The organism is Sphingobacterium sp. GW821-FHT03E03 (assembly GCF_059420745.1).
In genome coordinates this window covers 126584-147239 of record NZ_JBWKUH010000008.1, presented here as the reverse complement: position 1 = coordinate 147239, position 20656 = coordinate 126584, and the positions used below count along the sequence as shown (strand labels likewise).

Here is a 20656-nt window from a genome sequence, read left to right as displayed (position 1 = left end):
GGAACGGATGGTCGGTTATTGATATCTTTTGAAGAAACCGTTGGATTTTTCATAGACAGTATTTGTTGTTATGCTGTTCTCAAAATATGTATTATAAATATCGTCGAGCTGGTAGTCGTTGCGGTTTACGGAAACAATGTCAGCGCCATTGTTGACCAGAACGCGTACGGCCGCCGCGGTGGCATCGTTGTCAGTTATCAATTCGATCGAATGCCCTGTAATAGCAAGCTTGCGAATTCCGGGCAGCACATGGAGTGCTTGTTCAATTGTTGCACTATCGCCCGGGGGCTGTTCAAGAGTAATAACTGTGCTGACTCCTTGCTGTTGCTGTAGGTTTTGGGCCAGGCTTTCAATAGATCCTTCGACCAGTAACTTACCGCCAACGAAAATGCCCACCCGATCGCATACACGCTGTACCTGATGGAGGTGGTGTGAAGAAAGTAGTACTGTAAGGTTATGCTCTCGGCTGAGCTTCTTGATGAGTTCCAGGAATTCATCGACGCCCTTAGGGTCAATGCCTAGTGTAGGCTCGTCAAGGATGGCAACTTCGGGCGCCTTGATCAGGACTTCGGCTAAGCCCAAACGTTGTTTCATCCCGCGGGAAAAAGCACCCGCTTTTTTATGCGTTTCCCGTTCGAGTCCCACGACATGCAACATGTCTTTGGCGGCAGCTTGAGCATAGGATTTTGTAAGTCCATTTAATTCGGCAATGAAACATAGGTTTTCCAAAGCCGTCATATCCGGGTAGAAACCTACATTGTCGGGCAGGTAGCCAACTTTGCGTTTTACAGCGATGGGATTGCGCGTGGCATTATGGCCACAGACATAGGCCGTACCGGCTGTGGGTTCGGTCAGGCCCAGCATCATTAAAATACTGGTTGTCTTTCCGGCACCATTGGGTCCGAGTAGCCCAAAGATCTCTCCGGGATAAATCTGCAGGTCCAACTTGTCTACGGCAGTAACTTTACCGTAGTTTTTGGTCAGGCCTGTCAATTGAATGATAGGATCCTTCATAATGATAATCTTTTTTTCGCGCCCTTATCTGCGGCCGTATTTGCGGATGAGATAATACACCAAACCTATTGCCAATAGGATGACCAGTATGCCGATCCAGCCAGAAAGCAAGGAGGTCTTGACGATCATACGGAATGAAATATCGGCGTTGCTGTTGGATGACTTGATCTCGAATTTGGCCGCATAGTCACCGGCGATGGTTTTATCGGGAACTTTTAGGTTGACTTTAACGTCGATAGATTTACCTGCTTCGAGCTGTTTGATATTTGAAGGATCGAAGGTAGCTTCCCATCTGCTGGGTAGCTGGGAACTAAGTTCCAATGCATTGAGCGGAAGAGTGCCTGTGTTTTTGACTTTGAGCAAAATCTCCTTGCTACCGCCGGATACGACTTCGTCACTAAGTCTGCCACTGGGTGTGGTCAGCTCGAGTGCATAGGAGCCTTTGACGACTGCCTCCAGCTCAAGCTGCAGCGTATCTGTCGGGGATATGGCGCGTACTGGAATTTTATATTTATCAGGCTTAGCGGTGATCGGACAGCTGATTTCAATGCTGATTTCCGATACCTTATTTGGCTGCATCTGAAGAGAGGTCACTTGAGAGCCTTCTACACGATGGCTGATCTGCCATCCATCGGGTAGCTGCGCGTTAAGGTTGTAGTTGACCAATTGAGCAGATCCATTCGTTAGAGTCGTCGTATAACGAAAAGGTTCATTACTGGGGGCTTCAATATTGATCAGCCTCGCTTCAAAGCTAGATTTGAGCGGTTTCACGGTTTGCCCCGATAAGTAGAAACTGTTTGCCAGCACGATAAGTGCGATAAAAAATGGCTTGAAAGAAAAACGTCGGTCTGTTTTTGTAATTAGTAATTCTGTTAACATGATCCAATAACTAAAATTTATATTTAAATAGAATATTAGCTTTTAAAAAATGCCGGTTTGGGTATCAGATATCTTTCTGAAAAAACCGCTCCCAAATTAAAAATGAATTTGATAAAAATCAAGGATGAAAGAAAAAAATGATTGTAAAAAAAATGTGCTTAAATGATCTGTAAGCGGATAGTTAATGCTGAATATTGGAGCAGTTTGCCATCAGTCGAAATTCACTGCCCTGAAAGTTTTCTTAATGATAATCTTGGTGTTTTCTGCCAGTTCATCCAGTGTACAGTGTATTGATCTTAATTGTGTTTTTGAAACCGCTGTATCATTGAGCAGGAGATTGATGCGCAATCGTCGGATATCCGAGGCCTCATGGTCACCAAGTAATTCATCAAATAATTCATGAATAATCTTTTCGCAGCTGTTCTGGTCGAAACTGGCGATAGTGATGTAACGTCCATGGCAATACATCTGTAATTCAATATAATAATTTGACCTTTTCATAATCCTTGTATTAAAGACTGAAAAATAGGTTAGCCTCCATTGGAGGCTAACCAAGTTAAAGTTGCTATTTGGATCTTTAGGATATTTCGATTAGCCGCGGTTCTTTCTGTTTGGCCTCTTCTTTTTTAGGTATTGTCAATCGTAGCATACCATTTTCATAGCGTGCCTGGATATTATCCTGATCAACTACATCCTTCTGAAGCTCAAAGCTACGCTGGAAAGATTGGTAACTGAACTCCCGGCGTGTATAATTGTCCTTATGTTCCTCATTTTGTTCCTCCTTAGCCGAAGCTATGGTCAATAGGTTGCCGTCGAGCGTCACCTTGAAATCGTCTTTTGCCATGCCTGGGGCAGCGACCTCAACTTCGAAGGTGTCTCCGTTTTCCTTGATGTTGACCGCAGGAACGGTGGTGCTTGTGGATGAGTAATTTTTGTTGTCCCAGTTTAAAAGCTCACGGTTATAATTATCAAACATGGGCGAAAAAAGTGAAAAATTGTTCCAGTTTCTTTTTGCAAGTTTCATAGTAACCTCCTTTTAATGAAGTATAACAATAATTTAAATTTGCCAGCCGGCCGACTGTGTTAAATAGTCCACAAAAAAAATACCGAGCTTAAAAAACTGAAATTTTTGCACCAAAACTGTCAAATTTTACATGATAAATTGGCAGAAAAAATAGAGCTTTTAGCGAAAAGGGGCCTAATTGTAGCTTTTTTAAACTATTTCCAACTGAATATTGTCCTTATAATAATCCATTTGATGGATAACTTAGTTATAAAGGTCAGGATTCTTGTATGTTCCTGGCCTTTTCTTTTTTGCAGGAAACTTTCGGCTCCCACCGATTGTTTATAGGATAGGTAATCAGCACATCGGATCGTGCGAGCTGTCGGATTTGACCTGGTTCAATGTGCATCTTTTGATTAGGGAGTAGGTATTTATAAAAAGATTGATATATGAAACGGGAACAAATTGAAGCCTGGATAGCCGAGGGATATAACATCCTGGAACATAAGAAGCCCAAAATCGTTCAGGGGGATGTCTGGGAATATCTGAATAAATGTGATGGACATGGCACCGATGTGTATGCCCTGTCGGAGTTGGCAAACTGGTCTGATCGGGAATTGTCGGAATTGGAACTGCGTAAATACGCGAAAGAGTACGGACAATTGGGGGAGAAGCAATTCCTGCGCAATGAAGCCATCCGCACGAAACATGTTGATAAATATGTTGCATTCCTCAAGCTGTTTTATCCCAATAGTGTCGAAAAGGAGCTTGAAGAAGCTAAATTTTTGGCTGAAAGGGTACGGCAGGTTACCAAAGAAGAGATGGAACAATGGGTCGTATCCAACAATATCAATGTCCTATTGTCTGATTTGAACTGTCTGGATGAATCAGCTATCATGACAGGAATGGTTGTCCCCTCCGAAGAACTGGTCAGCTATACTGATGGGGGACTACAGGATACCATGGACTGTCACGTAACACCCATGGAATTTTTTAGCCACACGAACCACACTGCTTACTGGATAGATCCAAAAATAAAAGCCTAGCGTATTCATGCTAGGCTTTTATAGATAAAGCTGGCTGTCTGGATTTATATGTTTAGCTTAGCCTATGAAATGAGACTATAATTGTCTTTTACCAAATACATTATATTTGCTATAAAAAAGCTATGTCAAACGCCAGATTGAGCTTGATCGCGACTTGCCTACATATTGCCGTGGCTATACTGCTGTTTAATTACATGGAGCAGCTGAGTCGGCATGATCTTGATGGGATAGGTATAATTCTAATATTCCTATTGGTGATACTGGCGCTCATTTTTGCAATAAAATCAAGATTGACGACTTTGGGCTTGTTCCTGCTTTTTGTCAACAGTGTCTTTCTCCTGATGTGGCTCGTACTATTGTATTTTGCGTTAACTTTTACCTTTAAGGTATAACTCTGGTGTCAACAATATTTTACTGAAGTTCGCGAATCGTAACTGAGCTAGTGCGGATATTAAAATAGACCTGCCTTCCGCGATGTTATCCCTATCTTTATGACCAAAGAGATTATAAAAGCAAAAAATGAACGTGAAAATAGCAAAGTTGTTAAGTCTGCTGATGTTGATATGCGGTATGGGCAAAGGCTTGTTTGCGCAGCAATTCTATCCAAGAAATTTCATTCTTCTATATACGGATGAAGGAGTTCAAGCGGATAAAATTGCCCAGTTAAATGAAACCTACCTGCTACCAACGGGATTCCAGCGGGTGAATGATAGCCTTTATATACATCCGCAAACGAAGGAAAGACTGTCACTTTCCACCAGACAGCAGGACAATAAAAATGAACTGCTGCTGACCTACCTGACAACCAGTGATCTAAAAGTTTTCAGGGAACGGTTAGAAGAGAAAGAGTCTGGGTTTGAGAAAGTTGACGAGAGTACTTACCAGCTTCCTTTTAAAAATCCGGTCAATAAATTTATGATCGGAAAGGATACGATCATCGATACGAAGCGATTTCATACGATCAAATACCTACTGATCTATGACAGAGGGCAAAGATTTCCCTTTTCCGTTGATCATTGTACCTTTCCGGCTACGGAGACTTATCCGCTGCAGCATACAACCTGGTATTTTACAGCGAACTATGAGCGGGCACAGTCAAACTCGGAGTATAACGACATCAGTGTTATATTCAGCAAAGAAAAGACCAAGGGTTCCAATAAGATTGAATTTATGGATGACATAAATTTTAAAATAACCTATACAGATCCGAAGAGAAAGATGCATGTATATCGGGGGACATATCAAAATTATAAATCCGACATCTTCTTTCGTTATGATGGTGGCGAATGGTCTGACAGAGATAAAACGGGGCGGGCGCTCCATGTTCCAGACGAGCGAGATATGGGAACGGAATCTTTTTTTTATGATCCAAAGAGTTTCGCGCAAGCCGAAGGGACATTAAGATACTTCCGGTTTATCTTTTCAAAAAGCTATAAATCTAGTTACAACACGGATCTGGGGCTGATGGAGCTGAGCGTAAGGGAAATCAAAGAACAGGGAGACAGAGGTAGCATGCCGAAACGCGAAAATTAATAACGATTAATGATGAAAAAACTACTGTTTATTTTTAACCTGATCTTGCTCCTGTGTATTTCCTGTAAGCAGAAGGAGTTTGATTTGTCTGATCTGCGATTTCCAATCGAAAAGAAACAGCTCAATCCGCTGGGGGTGAAAACAGATCCGTACAAAACTTTTCTTGAGGAGGAGACAATGAAATTCATCAGTGACAGTAGTTCAGTTATGCGGTTTGGTGGAATAGCTTTGGCCGGCAATCTCAATCGTTATGACAAGCATGTCTATGCGTCCAATAAGGTGGAATTTTTTGAGGATCGTGAGGATAAGACTATTCAGGCTTATAAAATAGCTATTCAGACGACTGAAGAAACGGAACTATTAGCTGGTTATTTTGATCAGCAATTTGGGAAGACAGACTTTTACTACAAAGATAAAGAGGTGAGCTGCAGAGTATGGGAAAAAGAGGGGATGTTGTACTATCTTGGAATAAACTTCGATGTATATGACCCCGAGCGGATAGCTAAACATCTCAAAACTGCGCTGCTATTTGTGGTCAACAAAACCAGTCAAACTCTCATCAAAGAAGAGGCTCCCGACGGTCATTATTTTCGGTTTTATCACTATTATTTGGAGGCAAAGGAGAAACCCGAATATAAAACACTTACCTATCGGCAGTATATGGAATTAAAACGTAGTCAAGATCAATCTCAAGGTTTTGAAACAATATATACTGAACATTATATCAAGCAATAGCAGGGGCTTTTTCATTTTCAACCAATGGTGATCTTGTCGTGTGGAGTTTAATCGATAAACAAACTATCGATGATTGTTGCAAACTGTTGCTGCAAGTCTGCTGAATATCCCGCTACACTTTTTACAACCTTGCCCTTTGGATCAATAGAAATATAGAAAAAGGGAGCACCAGGTGCATAGTATGCATTCTTGATGGAAATGCCATCGGTTTACCGGACAACGGATATCACTTAGGAACAGTAGCATTACTTTTCCTTTGAACAGCTTTGAAGTATAAAAGATAAAGATTAAAATGATTATTTAAATGCCCGATTAACGATTTTGGCATAATATCTGTTGACATAGTAGCGTATATTAATATAACTCTTAAATTGAGAAAAGACTACAAGTAATGACTAAGAAGTTTTTTGCCGTTTTATTGTTTTGTGTCGTTACAGCATTTGTGCAGGCACAATCAATGAAAATAACACCGAAGGATTTTGTAGATGCTAGCGATGAATCCAAAAACTATGTTGTGTTGAATTTTGCCGATAGATCACAGAATGATCTCTATAAAGCGGCGCTAAAATATGTGAATTCATATTATAATAATCCGGAGAAAGTTACGACGAAAATAGAAGGTGAGCAGATTGTGATAGATGCCATGGAGCAGAAAGCAGTTTATACTACCTATCTGGGATCAAAAACATACTATGATTTTTATTACAAAATTACATTAGACTTCAAAGATGCGAAAATAAGACTCGCACCGAATTACAAATACTTTGAGTCACCGGGCGGAATTGAATATCCTCTGAACGGTACGAATAACTTCATGTCAAAAAATGCATTGTATGGTAGCAATGGTAAAGTGGCCCGGAAGAGTTTACAGGAGGGATTAGATGCGTTCATCAATAAGTATATTGCTGAATTCTCAAAGAGCATCAACGATAGCAAGTCCAATGACAATTGGTAGAAAAAAACCACCAAATAATATATAATGAGAGAGCCTCCGGATGGAGGCTTTTTTTTGCGGCCGGATTTATTCCCCCAGATTGTTGGATATTTTTGCTAATTTAATTATAGAAAAATATCACGTTAGTTATCATATTAGAAATAATTAATTATTCCAAAACAGAAATACGATAAAAGGTATATGGCTACTTCCTGTTCCCCCAATAGGCAAAACGACTATTATATTTTGTCGCGATAGGAGTTTATTGCGACAAAATGGAGTAAAAAATGTCGTAATAAATCTATATTACGACATTTTTATTTGTAAATTTGTCGTAATAACTGTCGCAAATAATGCAGCTGTATTATGGGAAAACAACGAGAAATTGAACAGCAGATCTATCGGATCTTACAGACTTTAGGCAAATTTGAGCAAGGAGCTTCATTGAAGGAGATTAGGGAAGCATCTGGATTACTTATTGAGACAAGATCGCTGCAAAGGCGTCTAGAGAAATTGAAAGAGGAGGGAGCAGTATACCTATCCGGTAACATGCGCTCCACGATTTATCATCTTTCACCGCTGACGGAAAAAGGAGCTATGCTAAAGGAACCCTCATTTCCGTTTGAAAAGTCAGCAGAAATTCCCCTGTCTTTTGAGGGGGAGGAAATTAAGATGCTTGTTGGTCGACCACTGACTGAACGGATTCCCGTTGGTTATCAGGCTGACTTTCTGCTGAACTACCGTCCCAATGTGGATAGTTATCTAAGTCATGATGAAAAACGGAAGCTTGTCGAGATCGGCCAGACAAATACGTTAAATCAACCCGCAGGAACATATGCGAGATCGGTACTGGAGAGACTGCTGATCGATCTTTCTTGGAATTCAAGTCGGCTTGAGGGAAATACCTATAGTCTATTAGATACCCAATATCTGATCTCTTTGGGTAAAAGAGCAGATCGAAAGGATGACGCTGATGCCCAGATGATTCTTAATCATAAGGAAGCCATTGAATTTCTTGTTCAGGGGGGTGAGGAGATAGATTTTAATGTCTATACAATTACCAATCTGCACGCACTGTTAGCCGATAATCTTCTTCCGGATTCTGCCGCTGCCGGTCGACTGCGTACATTTGGGGTGGGTATCACAAGATCTGTTTTTACACCATTGGCCATACCTCAGCTCATTGATGACTTGTTTAGGACATTACTGAGTAAAGCGTTGGCAATTGATGATCCATTCGAACAGGCCCTCTTTATCATGGTACAGCTGCCTTATCTGCAGCCCTTTGATGATGTCAATAAGCGCGTTTCCCGCCTGGCAGCGAATATACCTTTTAACAAATGTAATCTGTCACCATTGGCATTTGTGGATGTTCCCGAAGAATTGTATGTTAAAGGGTTGCTTGGAGTTTATGAACTTAATCGTATAGACCTGTTAAAAGATGTTTTTATATGGTCTTATAAGCGTTCGGCAATGCGTTATGCTGCCATCAAACAGTCTCTGGGAGAGCCCGACCTGTGGCGGATGCAGTATCGTGATGATATCCGACAGGTGATCCGGGAGATCATCCTTGAGTCTATGGCTCATCAACAGGCCGTCAACACCATCGCACAGTACGCTGAACGGATTGCCGAAAGCGACCGACAGAAATTTATAACGGTTGTCGATACGGAACTGTTGTCCCTACACGAAGGGAATTTTGCCCGTTTTCGCATCAAACCGTCTGAATTTACAAGATGGCAAGAAGTGTGGAAGAGAGAGTGATGTCAGAAGATCTTCTTTTAGCTGCTAGCTTTACAATTTTTTTCTAACTTTAGTACAACAGTTTATGTTCTATACAATATAAATGCAAACGAGGTTGGTACTTATGAAAAAGATCGAACTTATCCCGCTTGTCGGGATTGATATTGAGCATATAGGGGCAGTGGCTTTGGGCGTAGGACAGATGGAGGTGCAAGCTATTCTTGGACCGCCGTCGGATGCACTGGATGGCCAGTATTATTATGATGAGCTCGAATTGCGACTGGATTTCAATGATCATGGGCAACTCGAATTTATCGAAAGCATTAACGGACCATTTCCGGAAAAAACGGAGATCAGTATCTATGGTCTGAACCCTTTTAAGGTGGAGGCTGAGGAGCTGCTCAATATCCTGAGTGAAAAAAACAGTGGCCCCGTTGATGATTCCGAAGCGGGATACTGCTATACCTTTCTGAATAGTTCAGTTGGTGTCTGGCGACAGATGACCGAAGAGGATATCCAGGAAGACATCGAAGCAATAAAGGCTGAAGGTGAGTATGAAGATAATGTGGATATGTTGCTCGAAGACCTGGAAAAATCCAAATTCTTCTGGACAATAGGAATCGGTGTGAAAGGGTATTATTCGGGTTAATAGAACAGTGGTTAGTATCGCTTTTTGCCCTAAAGATTTAAGTATACTTAGGCTGAGAAAAAGCTAAAGTAAAACTGGTGGATGCGCATAAACTTGTTTTTTTGAGAGGAGATTTAATGAAACAGCTGCCTAAATTCAACAGGACTCTGTTGCGTAGTTTTCTTAAATACCTTGCTGAAAGATTGTGGATGCTCAAATCCAAGTTCGTAAGCAATTTCGCTGATTGACAAGGAGCTGGTGCTCAGACGAACTTTGGCATATTCAATCATTTTGTGTTGGATATGCTGCTGCGTATTTTGTTGCGTGTAGACTCGGAGGACGCTGCCTAGATAATTGGGGGATAAATTGAGCTGCTGCGCCAGAAAACTGACCGTTGGAACACCGTGCTCCCGCAATTTGTCCCGCTCAAACTGTGCTGATAGGAGTTGCTCAAATCGTGTGACAAGTTCTTGGGTTGATTTTTTTCGTGTGATAAACTGACGCTCATAAAACCGCTCGGCATAGATCAGCAGCCGTTCGATCTGCTTGAGAATCAGTTCGCGGCTGAATTTGTCGATATTAGACTGATACTCTTTTTCGATATTCTGAAGAATATCCACGATGGTAGCTTCTTCCTTATCCGAAAGAAAAAGGGCTTCGTTGACTTCATATTGAAAGAAATCGTATGTATGGATATGCTTTGCCAATTCGCTATTCCACAAAAAATCAGGATGTACCAGGAGAATCCAGCCACTAGGCTCGGTACGGATCTCTTGATTGATCTCAACTTTTAGAAATTGTAGGGGCGAGACAAAGGTCAGTACCCCCGAATCAAAATCATATTGCTGTTGTCCATAATTAAATTTGGCGTTTACATTTCGCTTTAATCCGATCGAATAAAAGTGCTGGATCCAATTTAATTTAGTGTCATTGATCGGGTAGTGGACCTGACTATAATCTACCAGACTGATTAATGGATGTTCTGGCTTGGGCAGTCCGCAAAAGCTATGGAACTCCGAAAGGGAATGAAAGCGAAATGTATTCTCCATAATTGTAAATTTACGTATTTTATCCTTTGTTATTACGGGTTATTCTTCGATACGATCGGCTTTAAAGCGCTATTAAACGGACTGCTCAAAACCCGTGGATACCGTATAGCTTTTCCATTTTTCAATCTCGGCAGTCAAAGCATTGATTTTATTTTTAGCGAGTTCATAAGCATCTTCACCCATCAGAAAATGGAATGGTGGATTGGACATTGTACTCAATTCGATCAATAACATGGCTGCTCTTTGTGGATCATTAGCTTGATTGCCGTGAATCTGTTGTAGATGTGCGGCTTCGGTTTCCCTAGCCGAGATATAGTCTGCTATTGGATTCGCTGCGGTGTGGATGGAATTTTCAGATAGAAATTCGGTCCTGAAATAGCCTGGATAAACGAGCGTTGTATGGACGCCAAAAGGCTGCATTTCGACCGCGAGGGCTTCTGTAAAACCAGCAACGGCAAATTTAGTGGAGCAGTATACGCCGAATGCCGGAAAATTACCCACCAGGCCGCCGATGGATGCAATATTGAAAATATGTCCGGATTGTTGGCGACGGAAATAAGGTGTAATATGCCGGATGAAATTGAGCGAGCCAAAGACATTAACATCATAGTTGCGCCGTGTCTCCAGATCACTGAGTTCCTCTAGGGCACCTGTTTGCCCATATCCAGCATTGTTAACGAGGACATCGATCCTGCCGAAATAGTCAATGGCGGAGAGCACTGCCCGGTTGACATCTGCATCATTGGTGATGTCTACTTCAAGGGGCAGAAAATTTTCATGATCGCCAATTTCATCTTCTAGCGCTTGTTTTGTTCGTGAAGTCGCCACAACAAGATAATCCTGGGCGAGAAGTTCTTTTACTAAGGTTAGCCCAAGCCCTTTAGAGGCACCAGTGACAAACCATACTTTTTGTGATTTCATGTATTTTTCTGTTTTAGATAATTTGATATTACAAAGGTGATGATTTGGCGTTTTTTGGATGTAGGCAAATCGACGGATCTTGTAGTCAAATCGTGGGTAGTCTATTTTTCAACGATTGCTTTCAGCTATTTCAAGGATTTTCCATATCAAATTCTCTATTACTCCTCTGGAATGGTGAAAGATTAAATTATAACTTATGTTATCTATAAGTTTATTTTTCATTAATAAATAGTACGCTAAACCTGTTTAGTTTGGATATATATAGGGATTAATTAAATATTTCTTAATATTAAGGTAAATTATAAACCAAGTGAAAGCGCCAATTTTGGTACTGAATTCTAAACCAGACTAAAAATGCAGAAAACATTACTAATCAGTATGGCATTGGGTCTCTCATATCCCACATGGGCTAATGTAGAGCGTAATTATGTCAAATTGAACAGAGAGACGCAAGCTATTGCAGTCCAGTCTACCGTGAAAGGTGTGGTAAAAGACAAAAGCGGTGCAGCTATGCCCGGTGTTACCATCACCAATTTATCCAGTCAGAAAACGACATCTACTGATGCATCGGGAATGTTTACCATCGAAGCTGCCATCGGCCAAAAGCTTAAATTAACCCGGGTGGGGTACAATGAGCAGGTCCTGATTGTCAATACAGCTCAATTACAAATTGTAATGGAGTCCAAAGATACCGAGTTGGAGGAAGTTGTCGTTGTAGGTTACGGGACGCAGAAGAAAGCCAACTTGACGGGAGCAGTCGACCAGGTCGGTTCGGAAGTATTTGAAGGCCGTGTACTCGCCAATGCGAGTCAAATGCTACAAGGTGTTGTTCCCAACCTAAATATCATCCCGGCTGATGGTAAACCCAACCGGGCACCGAGTTTCAATATCCGTGGTACCACGTCAATCGGCCAGGGCGGAAGTGCCCTGATTTTGATCGATGGAGTAGAGGGGGATCCAGCTTCACTCAACCCCAACGATATCGAGAATGTCTCTGTACTAAAAGATGCTTCTTCTGCTGCAATCTATGGCGCAAGGGGGACTTTCGGTGTGGTATTGATTACAACTAAAAGAGCGAAGTCGGGAAAATCATCCATTAATTATTCCGGAAGCGGATCCTTCCAAAAACCAATTGCTAGACCCAAATTCGTAACGGATGGCTACGAATATGCATCGCATTTCTTTACGGCCTATAATGCCTGGAATAATTATTCCTCTATCCCAAGCAAGCTGAATAAAACACAGATCTTTACAATGGATTGGCTCAACGAGTTCAAACGTCGCAAAGAACAGGGAATCACAGATGAAATTACAGTAGATGATAAAGGAAATTACGTTTACTACGGTAATGAAGACTATTATGATGTCTTGATCAAGGATAACACTTTTGTACAGGATCATAACCTTTCTGTAAGTGGCAATACCGAAAAGCTGGATTACTACATCTCTGGACGTGCCTATGACTATAATGGGATGTACCGTTTTAATAGTGATAAATACAAGACTTACAATACCAGGGCAAAAGCAGGCTTACAGGTAAATGACTGGTTGCGTATCGCTAATAACATTGACTATAACTATGCGAAATACCGCGACCCAACGACGGGTGGTGAGGGGGGGAATATCTGGCGTAATATTGCGGATGAAGGGCATCCATCTTCGCCGATATTCAATCCTGATGGTTCGCTTAGCTTCTCGGCAGCCTATTCTGTAGGGGATTTTATCTATGGAAAAAATAGAACCGAAAGTGAAAACAGGGATCTCCGCAATACCACTTCTTTTGAGACCAAATTTCTTAATAATACCCTTCGGATAAAAGGAGATCTGACTTTTAGAAATCGTGATTTTAATTCGACTCGTGTACGTGTGCCAGTCCCTTATAGTACTCAGGAAGGTAAGATGCTCAAGCTGGAAACAGATATGAACAACAATATTTACCAGGTAGATCAAAACTGGAAATATCTATTTGGAAACCTTTACGGCGAATACGAAAAGACAATAGGTGACCATTACGTTAAAGGTTTGCTGGGGTATAATTACGAGCAACGTGTCTATAACTCTTCCTATATCACGAAAACAGGCTTATTGACCGAAAATGTGGATAATATCAATCTGGCTCTTGGGCAAAATACAACCGCTACCGCTGGTTATAATAAGTATCGCAATGTTGGTGTATTTATGCGTGCCAATTATATTTTCAAAAATCGTTATTTATTTGAATTCAATGGGCGTTACGATGGTTCTTCCAAATTTCCAACCAACCAGCAATGGGCATTTTTCCCTTCTGCTTCTGCGGGCTGGCGCATTTCTGAGGAACCCTTCTTTACGGTAGACAAAAAGATTATTTCTGACCTGAAATTCCGCGCTTCTTACGGTTCACTGGGGAACGGTAATGTAGACCCTTATACCTACATGGATCTCTACGAAATCAAGATCATGGATCGCTTGTTGAATGGACAGAAACCTTCCTATACTATGGTACCCAAGGTTATTCCCGACAATCTGACCTGGGAGACGGCCCGTACAGCTAATTTTGGATTGGATTTTTCCTCCTTGAATGGCAAACTTACTTTTACGGGGGATCTTTACCAACGTAAAACATTGAACATGTATACCTTCAGCGTGGAATTGCCGGATATATTCGGTGCACAATCGCCAAAAGGTAATTATGCGGATATGACAACGAAAGGCTATGAATTGAGTGTTGCCTATAAGGACCGCTTTGACTGGAACAATAGTCCATTTAACTGGTCAGTAAAAGCTACTTTGGCGGATTATCGCTCAACCATAGATCGCTATGAAAATAAAGCTGGTCTGTTACAGACTGATCGCTACCAAACTGACCGATATTATGAAGGACAACGACTCGGCGAGATATGGGGGTATGTTACCCAAGGGCTTTTCCAAAATCAGGCGGAAATAGATGCGGCTCCGACACAAAAGGTCATCAAATCGTCCAATTCTGGTATTATCTATCCGGGCGATGTACGCTTTGCTGATCTCAATGGCGATGGGGTAATTGACTACGGAACAAATACAATCAATAGTCACGGTGATAAGACCATTATCGGTAACTACGAACCTCGTTATATCTATAGCTTCAATATCAATATGGACTGGAAAAATGTCTATTTCTCTACCTTCTTTCAAGGGGTTGGAAAACAGAATTGGTACCCAAGTAATGAGTCTATCTTTTGGGGGCAGTACAATAGACCGTATAACAATTTGCCCGAATGGCACCTCAATAATTATTGGACAGAAGACAATCCTAATGGCTATTTTCCGCGATATGCTGGTTATAACGAGTCGATTAAAGCAACACCCCAGACAAGGTACCTGCAGAATATCGCCTATATCCGGATGAAAAACATTCAGATTGGCTATAATTTCCCAAAATCTGTAACCTCTAAGCTCAAGATCAGCAGTCTGCGGGCCGGATTGTCTGGCGAGAATTTATGGACTTGGTCGCCTTTGTATAAAAAAACAAAAGATCTTGATGTGGGCAATCTCATGAAATCTGACCCGGATATAAGTGATTCCAATAGTGGCGACGGATTTAACTATCCGGTGATGAAGAGCATTAGTTTTAATTTATCCATTGGATTATAATGTATTAAAAATGAAAAGAATCTTATTTATACCTATAATAGCACTTTTATTCAGTTCATGTGAATTGAACGAGCTACCGAAAGCATCGGCAACTGAAGAGGATATCTTCGGAACGGAGAATGGACTGAAAAATTACAGTAATTCTTTTTACCGCGATATCACTTCCAGAAGTGATGCCTTTAAAGGGGATGCCATGGCGGATTATGCTGCAGTAAACAGCTTGAATGATTTTATGGTGAAAGGCGCTTATTCTGCCGAAATCAGTACGGGCTGGAGCTGGACAGCGTTACGGAATATCAATCAGATGATCGTCAAATGTACAAGCCCACAATTGAGTGATGCGGTCAAAAACAATTATATTGGTATCGCCCGCTTCTTTAGGGCCTGGTTCTATTACGATAAGGTGGTACGCTTTGGTGATGTGCCTTGGGTAGATCATCCGTTGACCGTTGATGAGACAGATATCCTCCATGCGCCAAGGGATTCACGTGAACTGGTGATGAAACGTATTATGGAAGACTTGGATTTTGCCTATGCAAATATTACAGGAGACGGCGGGGATGGTACCTTAATTAATAAATGGACTGCATTGGGACTAAAGACTCGTGTGGCCTTATTTGAAGGAACTTTTAGAAAATACCACAAATTAAACTTGGCGACAACACCGGCGGATTTCTTTAAGATGGCCGCTGATGCAGGAAAGATCTTAATGGAAACGGGTCCGTATAGTCTATATGTGGCCAATGATCCCAAGATGTCACAGCGTCAATTATTTGTGAGCAACCAGCCTGTGAAGCAGGAAGTCATGTTCGGTCTTGCTTTCAGCAAAGATCAGGCATTGATGAACGATGCCAACTGGTGGTGGACCTCGGCGACCTATGGACCAAGACTGAGCCTGGTAAGACCCTTTATCAACAGCATTTTGAATCTTGATGGAACACCTTACACGGACCGTCCAAATTATCAAACTGAGGAATTTTATGAGGAATGCCAAAACCGTGACTACAGATTGGCACAGCTGATCCGTACACCAGGGTATAAGCGTGGGGGAGAGCCTGCCCCTCCAAATTTTGCAAGTTATACATACACGGGCTATCAACCTATTAAATATACCCTGGATGATCCTTACTATGACAATGGAGCCTATAATATCAATGCAGTACCTTTGATGCGTTATGCTGAAATTTTACTGAATTATGCTGAGGCAAAGCAGGAGCTTGGGCAGTTGAATTTAACAGATTGGACTAAAACCATTGGCGCCTTGCGTGCACGAGCAGGAATCACTTCAGGAAATAATAGCTTGCCAACCAAGGTGGATAACTATTTAAAAAATACATTTTTTCCTGATATAAATGATCCTGTATTATTGGAAATTCGCCGTGAAAGGCAGGTTGAGCTAGCTCTGGAGGGCTTCCGTTTCAATGACTTGAAAAGATGGAAACTGGGATCCTTGATGGCCAACCTTGCTTGGACAGGGATCTATGTGCCAACATTGGAAAAATTGATGGACTTGGATCACGATGGCAAGCCGGATGTGATTTTCTTTGATGGTAGTAAATCGGCTTCGTCCATTACGGCACCAAGTGGAGTGGCTAAAGTAGCGATTGGCGGAGGTAGCAAAAATTTCCAGACGATGACAACGGATAATCACCTCGAATGGTATAAGGCTGTTCCGAGAAGCTGGGAAGATAAACAATACCTCTATCCACTGCCGGCTACGGCGATTGTCAAAAATTCCAACCTCGTACAGAATCCAGGATGGACAAAATAGAAGCTGGTTTCTAGCTAACATAAAAAGCATCTCAAAAGGAGATGCTTTTTATGTTGTTATCGGCTTGAATTGACGTGTATTAAGTTAATAGTGGTAAACTCAGCGTTATTTGACTATTTTTTTGATTACTAATGGACCTATTTACCGCCTTTCCTGATAAACACCTACCTCATTCAGGACTACACGCTCTTTTTCGGGTCGGATACTCAAGCGTAATTTTTGCCCCAATACTTCTTCAAAGCGAAAGATCTTGATACGCCCCTGTATAATCGGACTCGCCGCAAGGGGAGTCCATTTTCCATCTTTCAAATAACTCAGACTATAGCTGGAGGGATTGTCCTTGCCTTCGGTAATGACAACGCTGTTGAAGTTTTTGCTGCGTTCAAAATCTAGTTCATACCAGATCTCCCCTTTGGTAGAGGGATTGGATACCCATGCGCTGCCGAAATTGTCATCATTAGCGAAATCCATAATACTCATATCTTCACCCCAACTGCTATTGGAAGGAAGCTGCCTAGCGATGTTATGATCCACAATCGGAGCCTGGTAACTTGGTAAAGCTTTGTAGTTGGGTGTTTTCTTGTATAGTGCTCCGATGGTTTTTAGCGCTTCCAAAGCGTTTTGATCCATCAGACCGTCGCTGTTGGGTGCGACATTGAGCATAAAGTTGCAATAGGCATCGTTGTAGGGAATGACGAATTTCTCTACGAGTTCCTTCACATCTTTTACCGGCGTCGTAGGAAAGGATGTTTTCCAGAACCAGCTCTGTTGTAGCGGTAAACAGGCCATTGCCGGCAACTTATTATGTTCTTTGGAGATAAACTGTCCCGCCCCCTGTTCGTAAGATTTGATATCCGTGTAAAATAGCGCATCCCCAGGATATTTTGCCGAATTGAGATCCATCAATAGGCACTTGGGCTGTAGGGACTTGACCAGATAATAGATGTCGTCAAAAGGGACGTCATCATACGAGATACGTGACCAAGGGGCATCCCAGCCGTCGATTACCAAAGCATCTATCTCACCATATTGCGTCAACAATTCGGTCAGCTGATCTTTGATCAACTGGATGTGGGCTTTGGTGATGGTATGTGGACGTATCCCCTGATGTATGTCCAGGATGGAATAATAAAGCATGACACGCAGACCATTTTTACGGAAGGCTTCTGTAAATTCCTTGACTACATCGCGATGCAATGGAGTGTTCATTACATTGTAATCGGTGGTTTTTGTGTTCCAGATCGGAAAACCGCTGTGATGTTTTGTCGTTAGACAACCATAGGTCATGTTGGCCGACTTGGCTGCCTTGGCCCATTGGTCGGTATTGAGCTTTGGGGATTTGAAAAGCTCAAGTGGTGCATTTGGATCGGACCAATCCTGCTCCATAAAGGTGGGCATGCCATAATGAATAAACATTCCGAACCCCAGATTGACAAAATCAAGCTGGCTCTGTTCAAGTACTTTCTTTGAGAAATTTGACTGTGCATATACGATATTGCTCAGCAACAGGTAACATAAGCCGTAAAGTAAGGTCTGTGAAATTTTGGACATAATTTGCTAATTTGTTAGCTAGTAAAGATACGGTGCAATAGCATACACTGTGCTTAACGGAAACCTAACGAATGCCTAATAAAAGGTTAATAGCTATTCCGAATAGATAAATAGATGTTATTTTTAACAGATGAACAGCGCCGATAGAAATATATACCCTTGGGCTTTTGGTACCAGCTTCCTCATCCTGACTGTACTGATCGGCTTTCTGATATTTAAGACCTATCAGCTCGAAGACAAGAACTATCAGATCGGACAGCTCAATTTGGTCCAGAATGCCTATGGTACAGCCATTATGGATGACAAGATCTTTCCGGGAGGAGATGCCGTATTTCAAACGGAACTGGTGCCTTACCTGAACACCTGGTTTAAGAAAGTGACAGATAAGTCGCCCGATGCAGTACAGTATGGTGAGACCCGAATGGAATTATTTCTTAAAACTATGCGTACGAAACAGTCCTTGGACAGCATCTTTGGGCAAATCGTACAGCAACAACAGCTCGATCCTACACTCATTTACATGTTCCATTTCGATAAGTTGGAACTTTACAACGTAAAAGACAGCACATGGAAGACCTTTTATGAAAGCTCCAGCGACAATCGAGCAGGCGCTATCAGTGGCTCGCTCAGGAAGACCTCGCTCAACAATAGGGTATTCCAGTTGGCGGTCAGTGATAAGGAGCCCATACCTTATCGGTTTACCTATAGTCTCTATGTAGATTATGAAAACCGGAACTGGCGGATTATTCAGCAAATGGCACCCGTATTTTTGCTTTCCTTGGCCTGTATTGCTGTTATCGTACTGCTGAGTTTTCGAACATACAAAAACTGGGTCAACCAAAGTAAGCTGGCCGATCTGAAAACGAGTTTCTTAAACCACATGCGGCATGAATTTAATACTCCTTTGACAACAATCCTGGTCAGTGCACATAGCTTGATCGACAGGGACGCTAGTCTGGATAATAAAGAGGTGATACAATTGGGACGGATTGTGGAACGACAGGCTAAAAGGCTCCGCGATTATTTTGAGCAGGTAATGGGATCTGTTGCATTACAAGAACAGCAGGCTAAAATCATACAGGCCCCTGTCGACTTATTGACAACGGAGATCCTGGATGAATTGTGTCTTCGTTATCAAGGGGAGATTGAAATAGAATATGTGCCACTGGGGCATGGGATTTCACTACAGCTGGATGAATCCTACTATTTTTCTATTTTGGATAATATGGTCTCCAATGCCATCAAATTTAACGATCAGGTCCACAAGACTATTCGATTGACTTGGGAGAAGCGGGCAGATGTATATTGTCTTAAAATCGAGGACAATGGAAGTGGGATTGCCCCGTCGGACCGGGACGCGCTGTTTACAGCATTCTATCGTGGACAGTCTTCGGGTGGCAAGCCAGGGCTTGGATTGGGATTATACTATGTGAAATCTTGTTTGGATCGGTTGGGATGGGCAATTCGCATCGAAAATAGCCTAAGTGGTGGTACTATTTTTTATATTTACATGGACAATGGGTCTTTCAATAGCAAAAAACAGGATTGATATTCTTTTGATCGAAGATGAACCTGATCTGGGGGAGGTTTTCTCGCGCTATCTCCGGTACAAGGGATTTACCGTGATATGGGAATGTACTGCGAAAGGAGGGTTGGAAACCCTTCGGGAATATATCGCCAAATTGGTGATTATCGATGTGCAATTACCGGATGGAAATGGTTTCGATCTGGCCCAGGAGATCTTACGGTTTAGAGCCGGGCAGCCGATTTTCTTTTTGACGGCCCTGCATGAGCGTACATCGCGTCTAAAGGGACTCTCGTTGGGTGCAGTTGATTATATCGCCAAACCCTTTGACATGGATGAAATATTGCTCAAGATCCGCAATTTATTGGCTGTGGCCTCGGCTCCCGAAATTGCGTCCGAGCGTACGTTATACATCGGTCAGCTGTCGCTGGATATGGAGCGCCACAGCTTGAGCGATAACCAGGGGAAAGCGCAAAAGTTGACCGTTCGCGAAGCGGAATTATTGCGCCATCTGATTCTTAATAAAAACTTATTGGTCAATAAGAAGGATCTCTTATTGTTATTTTGGGGAAATACGGACTTCTTTAATGGTAAAAGCCTAGAGGTTTTTATCTCACGTATCCGTAAATTGCTCCAGCTCGATAATAAACTCCATATTGAAAGTATCTATGGTGCGGGTTATATTTTACACGAAAATAATTAGGCTTAACGAATT

General features: G+C 42.0%; 18 protein-coding genes. 11 read left to right on the top strand and 7 right to left on the bottom strand.

From position 1 onward, the window contains the following. Positions 1–15: 15 nt before the first annotated feature. The 4 genes from AC07UV_RS11895 to AC07UV_RS11880 all read right to left on the bottom strand — a co-directional run bounded on the left by AC07UV_RS11895 (position 16) and on the right by AC07UV_RS11880 (position 2917). The gene (locus AC07UV_RS11895) at positions 16–1014 is read right to left on the bottom strand and encodes an ABC transporter ATP-binding protein (RefSeq protein WP_495183901.1); all 999 of its coding nucleotides are present in this window, start codon (positions 1012–1014) and stop codon (positions 16–18) included. 24 nt (positions 1015–1038) lie between these two features. Next, the gene (locus AC07UV_RS11890; protein ID WP_495183900.1) at positions 1039–1893 is read right to left on the bottom strand and encodes a COG1470 family protein; all 855 of its coding nucleotides are present in this window, start codon (positions 1891–1893) and stop codon (positions 1039–1041) included. A 210-nt stretch (positions 1894–2103) separates the two neighbouring features. After that, positions 2104–2394: a hypothetical protein gene (locus AC07UV_RS11885; RefSeq protein ID WP_495183899.1), complete on the bottom strand. Its 291-nt coding sequence runs from the start codon at positions 2392–2394 to the stop codon at positions 2104–2106. Between the two features lie 76 nt (positions 2395–2470). Continuing rightward, complete coding sequence (locus tag AC07UV_RS11880) at positions 2471–2917, bottom strand: Hsp20/alpha crystallin family protein (RefSeq protein WP_495183898.1); 447 nt, start codon at positions 2915–2917, stop codon at positions 2471–2473. A 428-nt stretch (positions 2918–3345) separates the two neighbouring features. Between AC07UV_RS11880 and AC07UV_RS11875 the strand changes: the two genes are divergently transcribed. The 7 genes from AC07UV_RS11875 (at position 3346) to AC07UV_RS11845 (ending at position 9536) form a co-directional block, all read left to right on the top strand. Next, a complete protein-coding gene (locus AC07UV_RS11875; protein WP_282253191.1) occupies positions 3346–3942 on the top strand; it encodes a hypothetical protein in 597 nt (198 codons plus the stop codon). A gap of 122 nt (positions 3943–4064) precedes the next feature. Continuing rightward, the gene (locus tag AC07UV_RS11870) at positions 4065–4334 is read left to right on the top strand and encodes a hypothetical protein (protein ID WP_495183897.1); all 270 of its coding nucleotides are present in this window, start codon (positions 4065–4067) and stop codon (positions 4332–4334) included. A 127-nt stretch (positions 4335–4461) separates the two neighbouring features. Further along, complete coding sequence (locus tag AC07UV_RS11865) at positions 4462–5475, top strand: hypothetical protein (protein ID WP_495183896.1); 1014 nt, start codon at positions 4462–4464, stop codon at positions 5473–5475. A gap of 9 nt (positions 5476–5484) precedes the next feature. Then, the gene (locus AC07UV_RS11860; protein WP_495183895.1) at positions 5485–6210 is read left to right on the top strand and encodes a hypothetical protein; all 726 of its coding nucleotides are present in this window, start codon (positions 5485–5487) and stop codon (positions 6208–6210) included. A 391-nt stretch (positions 6211–6601) separates the two neighbouring features. Next, positions 6602–7165: a DUF4468 domain-containing protein gene (locus AC07UV_RS11855; RefSeq protein ID WP_495183894.1), complete on the top strand. Its 564-nt coding sequence runs from the start codon at positions 6602–6604 to the stop codon at positions 7163–7165. Between the two features lie 345 nt (positions 7166–7510). Further along, positions 7511–8908: a Fic family protein gene (locus tag AC07UV_RS11850; RefSeq protein WP_282253196.1), complete on the top strand. Its 1398-nt coding sequence runs from the start codon at positions 7511–7513 to the stop codon at positions 8906–8908. A 103-nt stretch (positions 8909–9011) separates the two neighbouring features. Further along, the gene (locus AC07UV_RS11845; RefSeq protein ID WP_495183893.1) at positions 9012–9536 is read left to right on the top strand and encodes a hypothetical protein; all 525 of its coding nucleotides are present in this window, start codon (positions 9012–9014) and stop codon (positions 9534–9536) included. Between the two features lie 113 nt (positions 9537–9649). On the opposite strand, the gene AC07UV_RS11840 is transcribed toward AC07UV_RS11845, so the two are convergent. Together AC07UV_RS11840 and AC07UV_RS11835 are read right to left on the bottom strand one after the other, a co-directional pair. Next, positions 9650–10564, bottom strand: a complete 915-nt coding sequence (locus AC07UV_RS11840; RefSeq protein ID WP_282253198.1) for a helix-turn-helix domain-containing protein — start codon at positions 10562–10564, stop codon at positions 9650–9652. 72 nt (positions 10565–10636) lie between these two features. After that, positions 10637–11485 carry an SDR family NAD(P)-dependent oxidoreductase gene (locus AC07UV_RS11835; RefSeq protein WP_282253199.1) on the bottom strand — a complete coding sequence of 283 codons (849 nt, stop codon included), beginning with the start codon at positions 11483–11485 and terminating at the stop codon, positions 10637–10639. A gap of 354 nt (positions 11486–11839) precedes the next feature. Between AC07UV_RS11835 and AC07UV_RS11830 the strand changes: the two genes are divergently transcribed. Together AC07UV_RS11830 and AC07UV_RS11825 are read left to right on the top strand one after the other, a co-directional pair. Then, positions 11840–15094: a SusC/RagA family TonB-linked outer membrane protein gene (locus AC07UV_RS11830; RefSeq protein ID WP_495183892.1), complete on the top strand. Its 3255-nt coding sequence runs from the start codon at positions 11840–11842 to the stop codon at positions 15092–15094. Positions 15095–15104: 10 nt separating this feature from the next. Then, the gene (locus AC07UV_RS11825; protein ID WP_495183891.1) at positions 15105–16865 is read left to right on the top strand and encodes a RagB/SusD family nutrient uptake outer membrane protein; all 1761 of its coding nucleotides are present in this window, start codon (positions 15105–15107) and stop codon (positions 16863–16865) included. Positions 16866–17006: 141 nt separating this feature from the next. Here the strand turns inward: AC07UV_RS11825 and AC07UV_RS11820 are convergent, their stop codons facing one another. Next, on the bottom strand, positions 17007–18416 hold the full coding sequence (locus tag AC07UV_RS11820) for an alpha-L-fucosidase (RefSeq protein ID WP_495183890.1): 1410 nt from the start codon (positions 18414–18416) through the stop codon (positions 17007–17009). A gap of 130 nt (positions 18417–18546) precedes the next feature. Between AC07UV_RS11820 and AC07UV_RS11815 the strand changes: the two genes are divergently transcribed. Both AC07UV_RS11815 and AC07UV_RS11810 read left to right on the top strand, forming a co-directional pair. Next, positions 18547–19965, top strand: a complete 1419-nt coding sequence (locus tag AC07UV_RS11815) for a sensor histidine kinase (RefSeq protein ID WP_495183889.1) — start codon at positions 18547–18549, stop codon at positions 19963–19965. Then, positions 19934–20644: a response regulator transcription factor gene (locus AC07UV_RS11810; RefSeq protein WP_495183888.1), complete on the top strand. Its 711-nt coding sequence runs from the start codon at positions 19934–19936 to the stop codon at positions 20642–20644. Before AC07UV_RS11815 ends, AC07UV_RS11810 begins: the two co-directional genes overlap by 32 nt. Positions 20645–20656 lie beyond the last annotated feature (12 nt).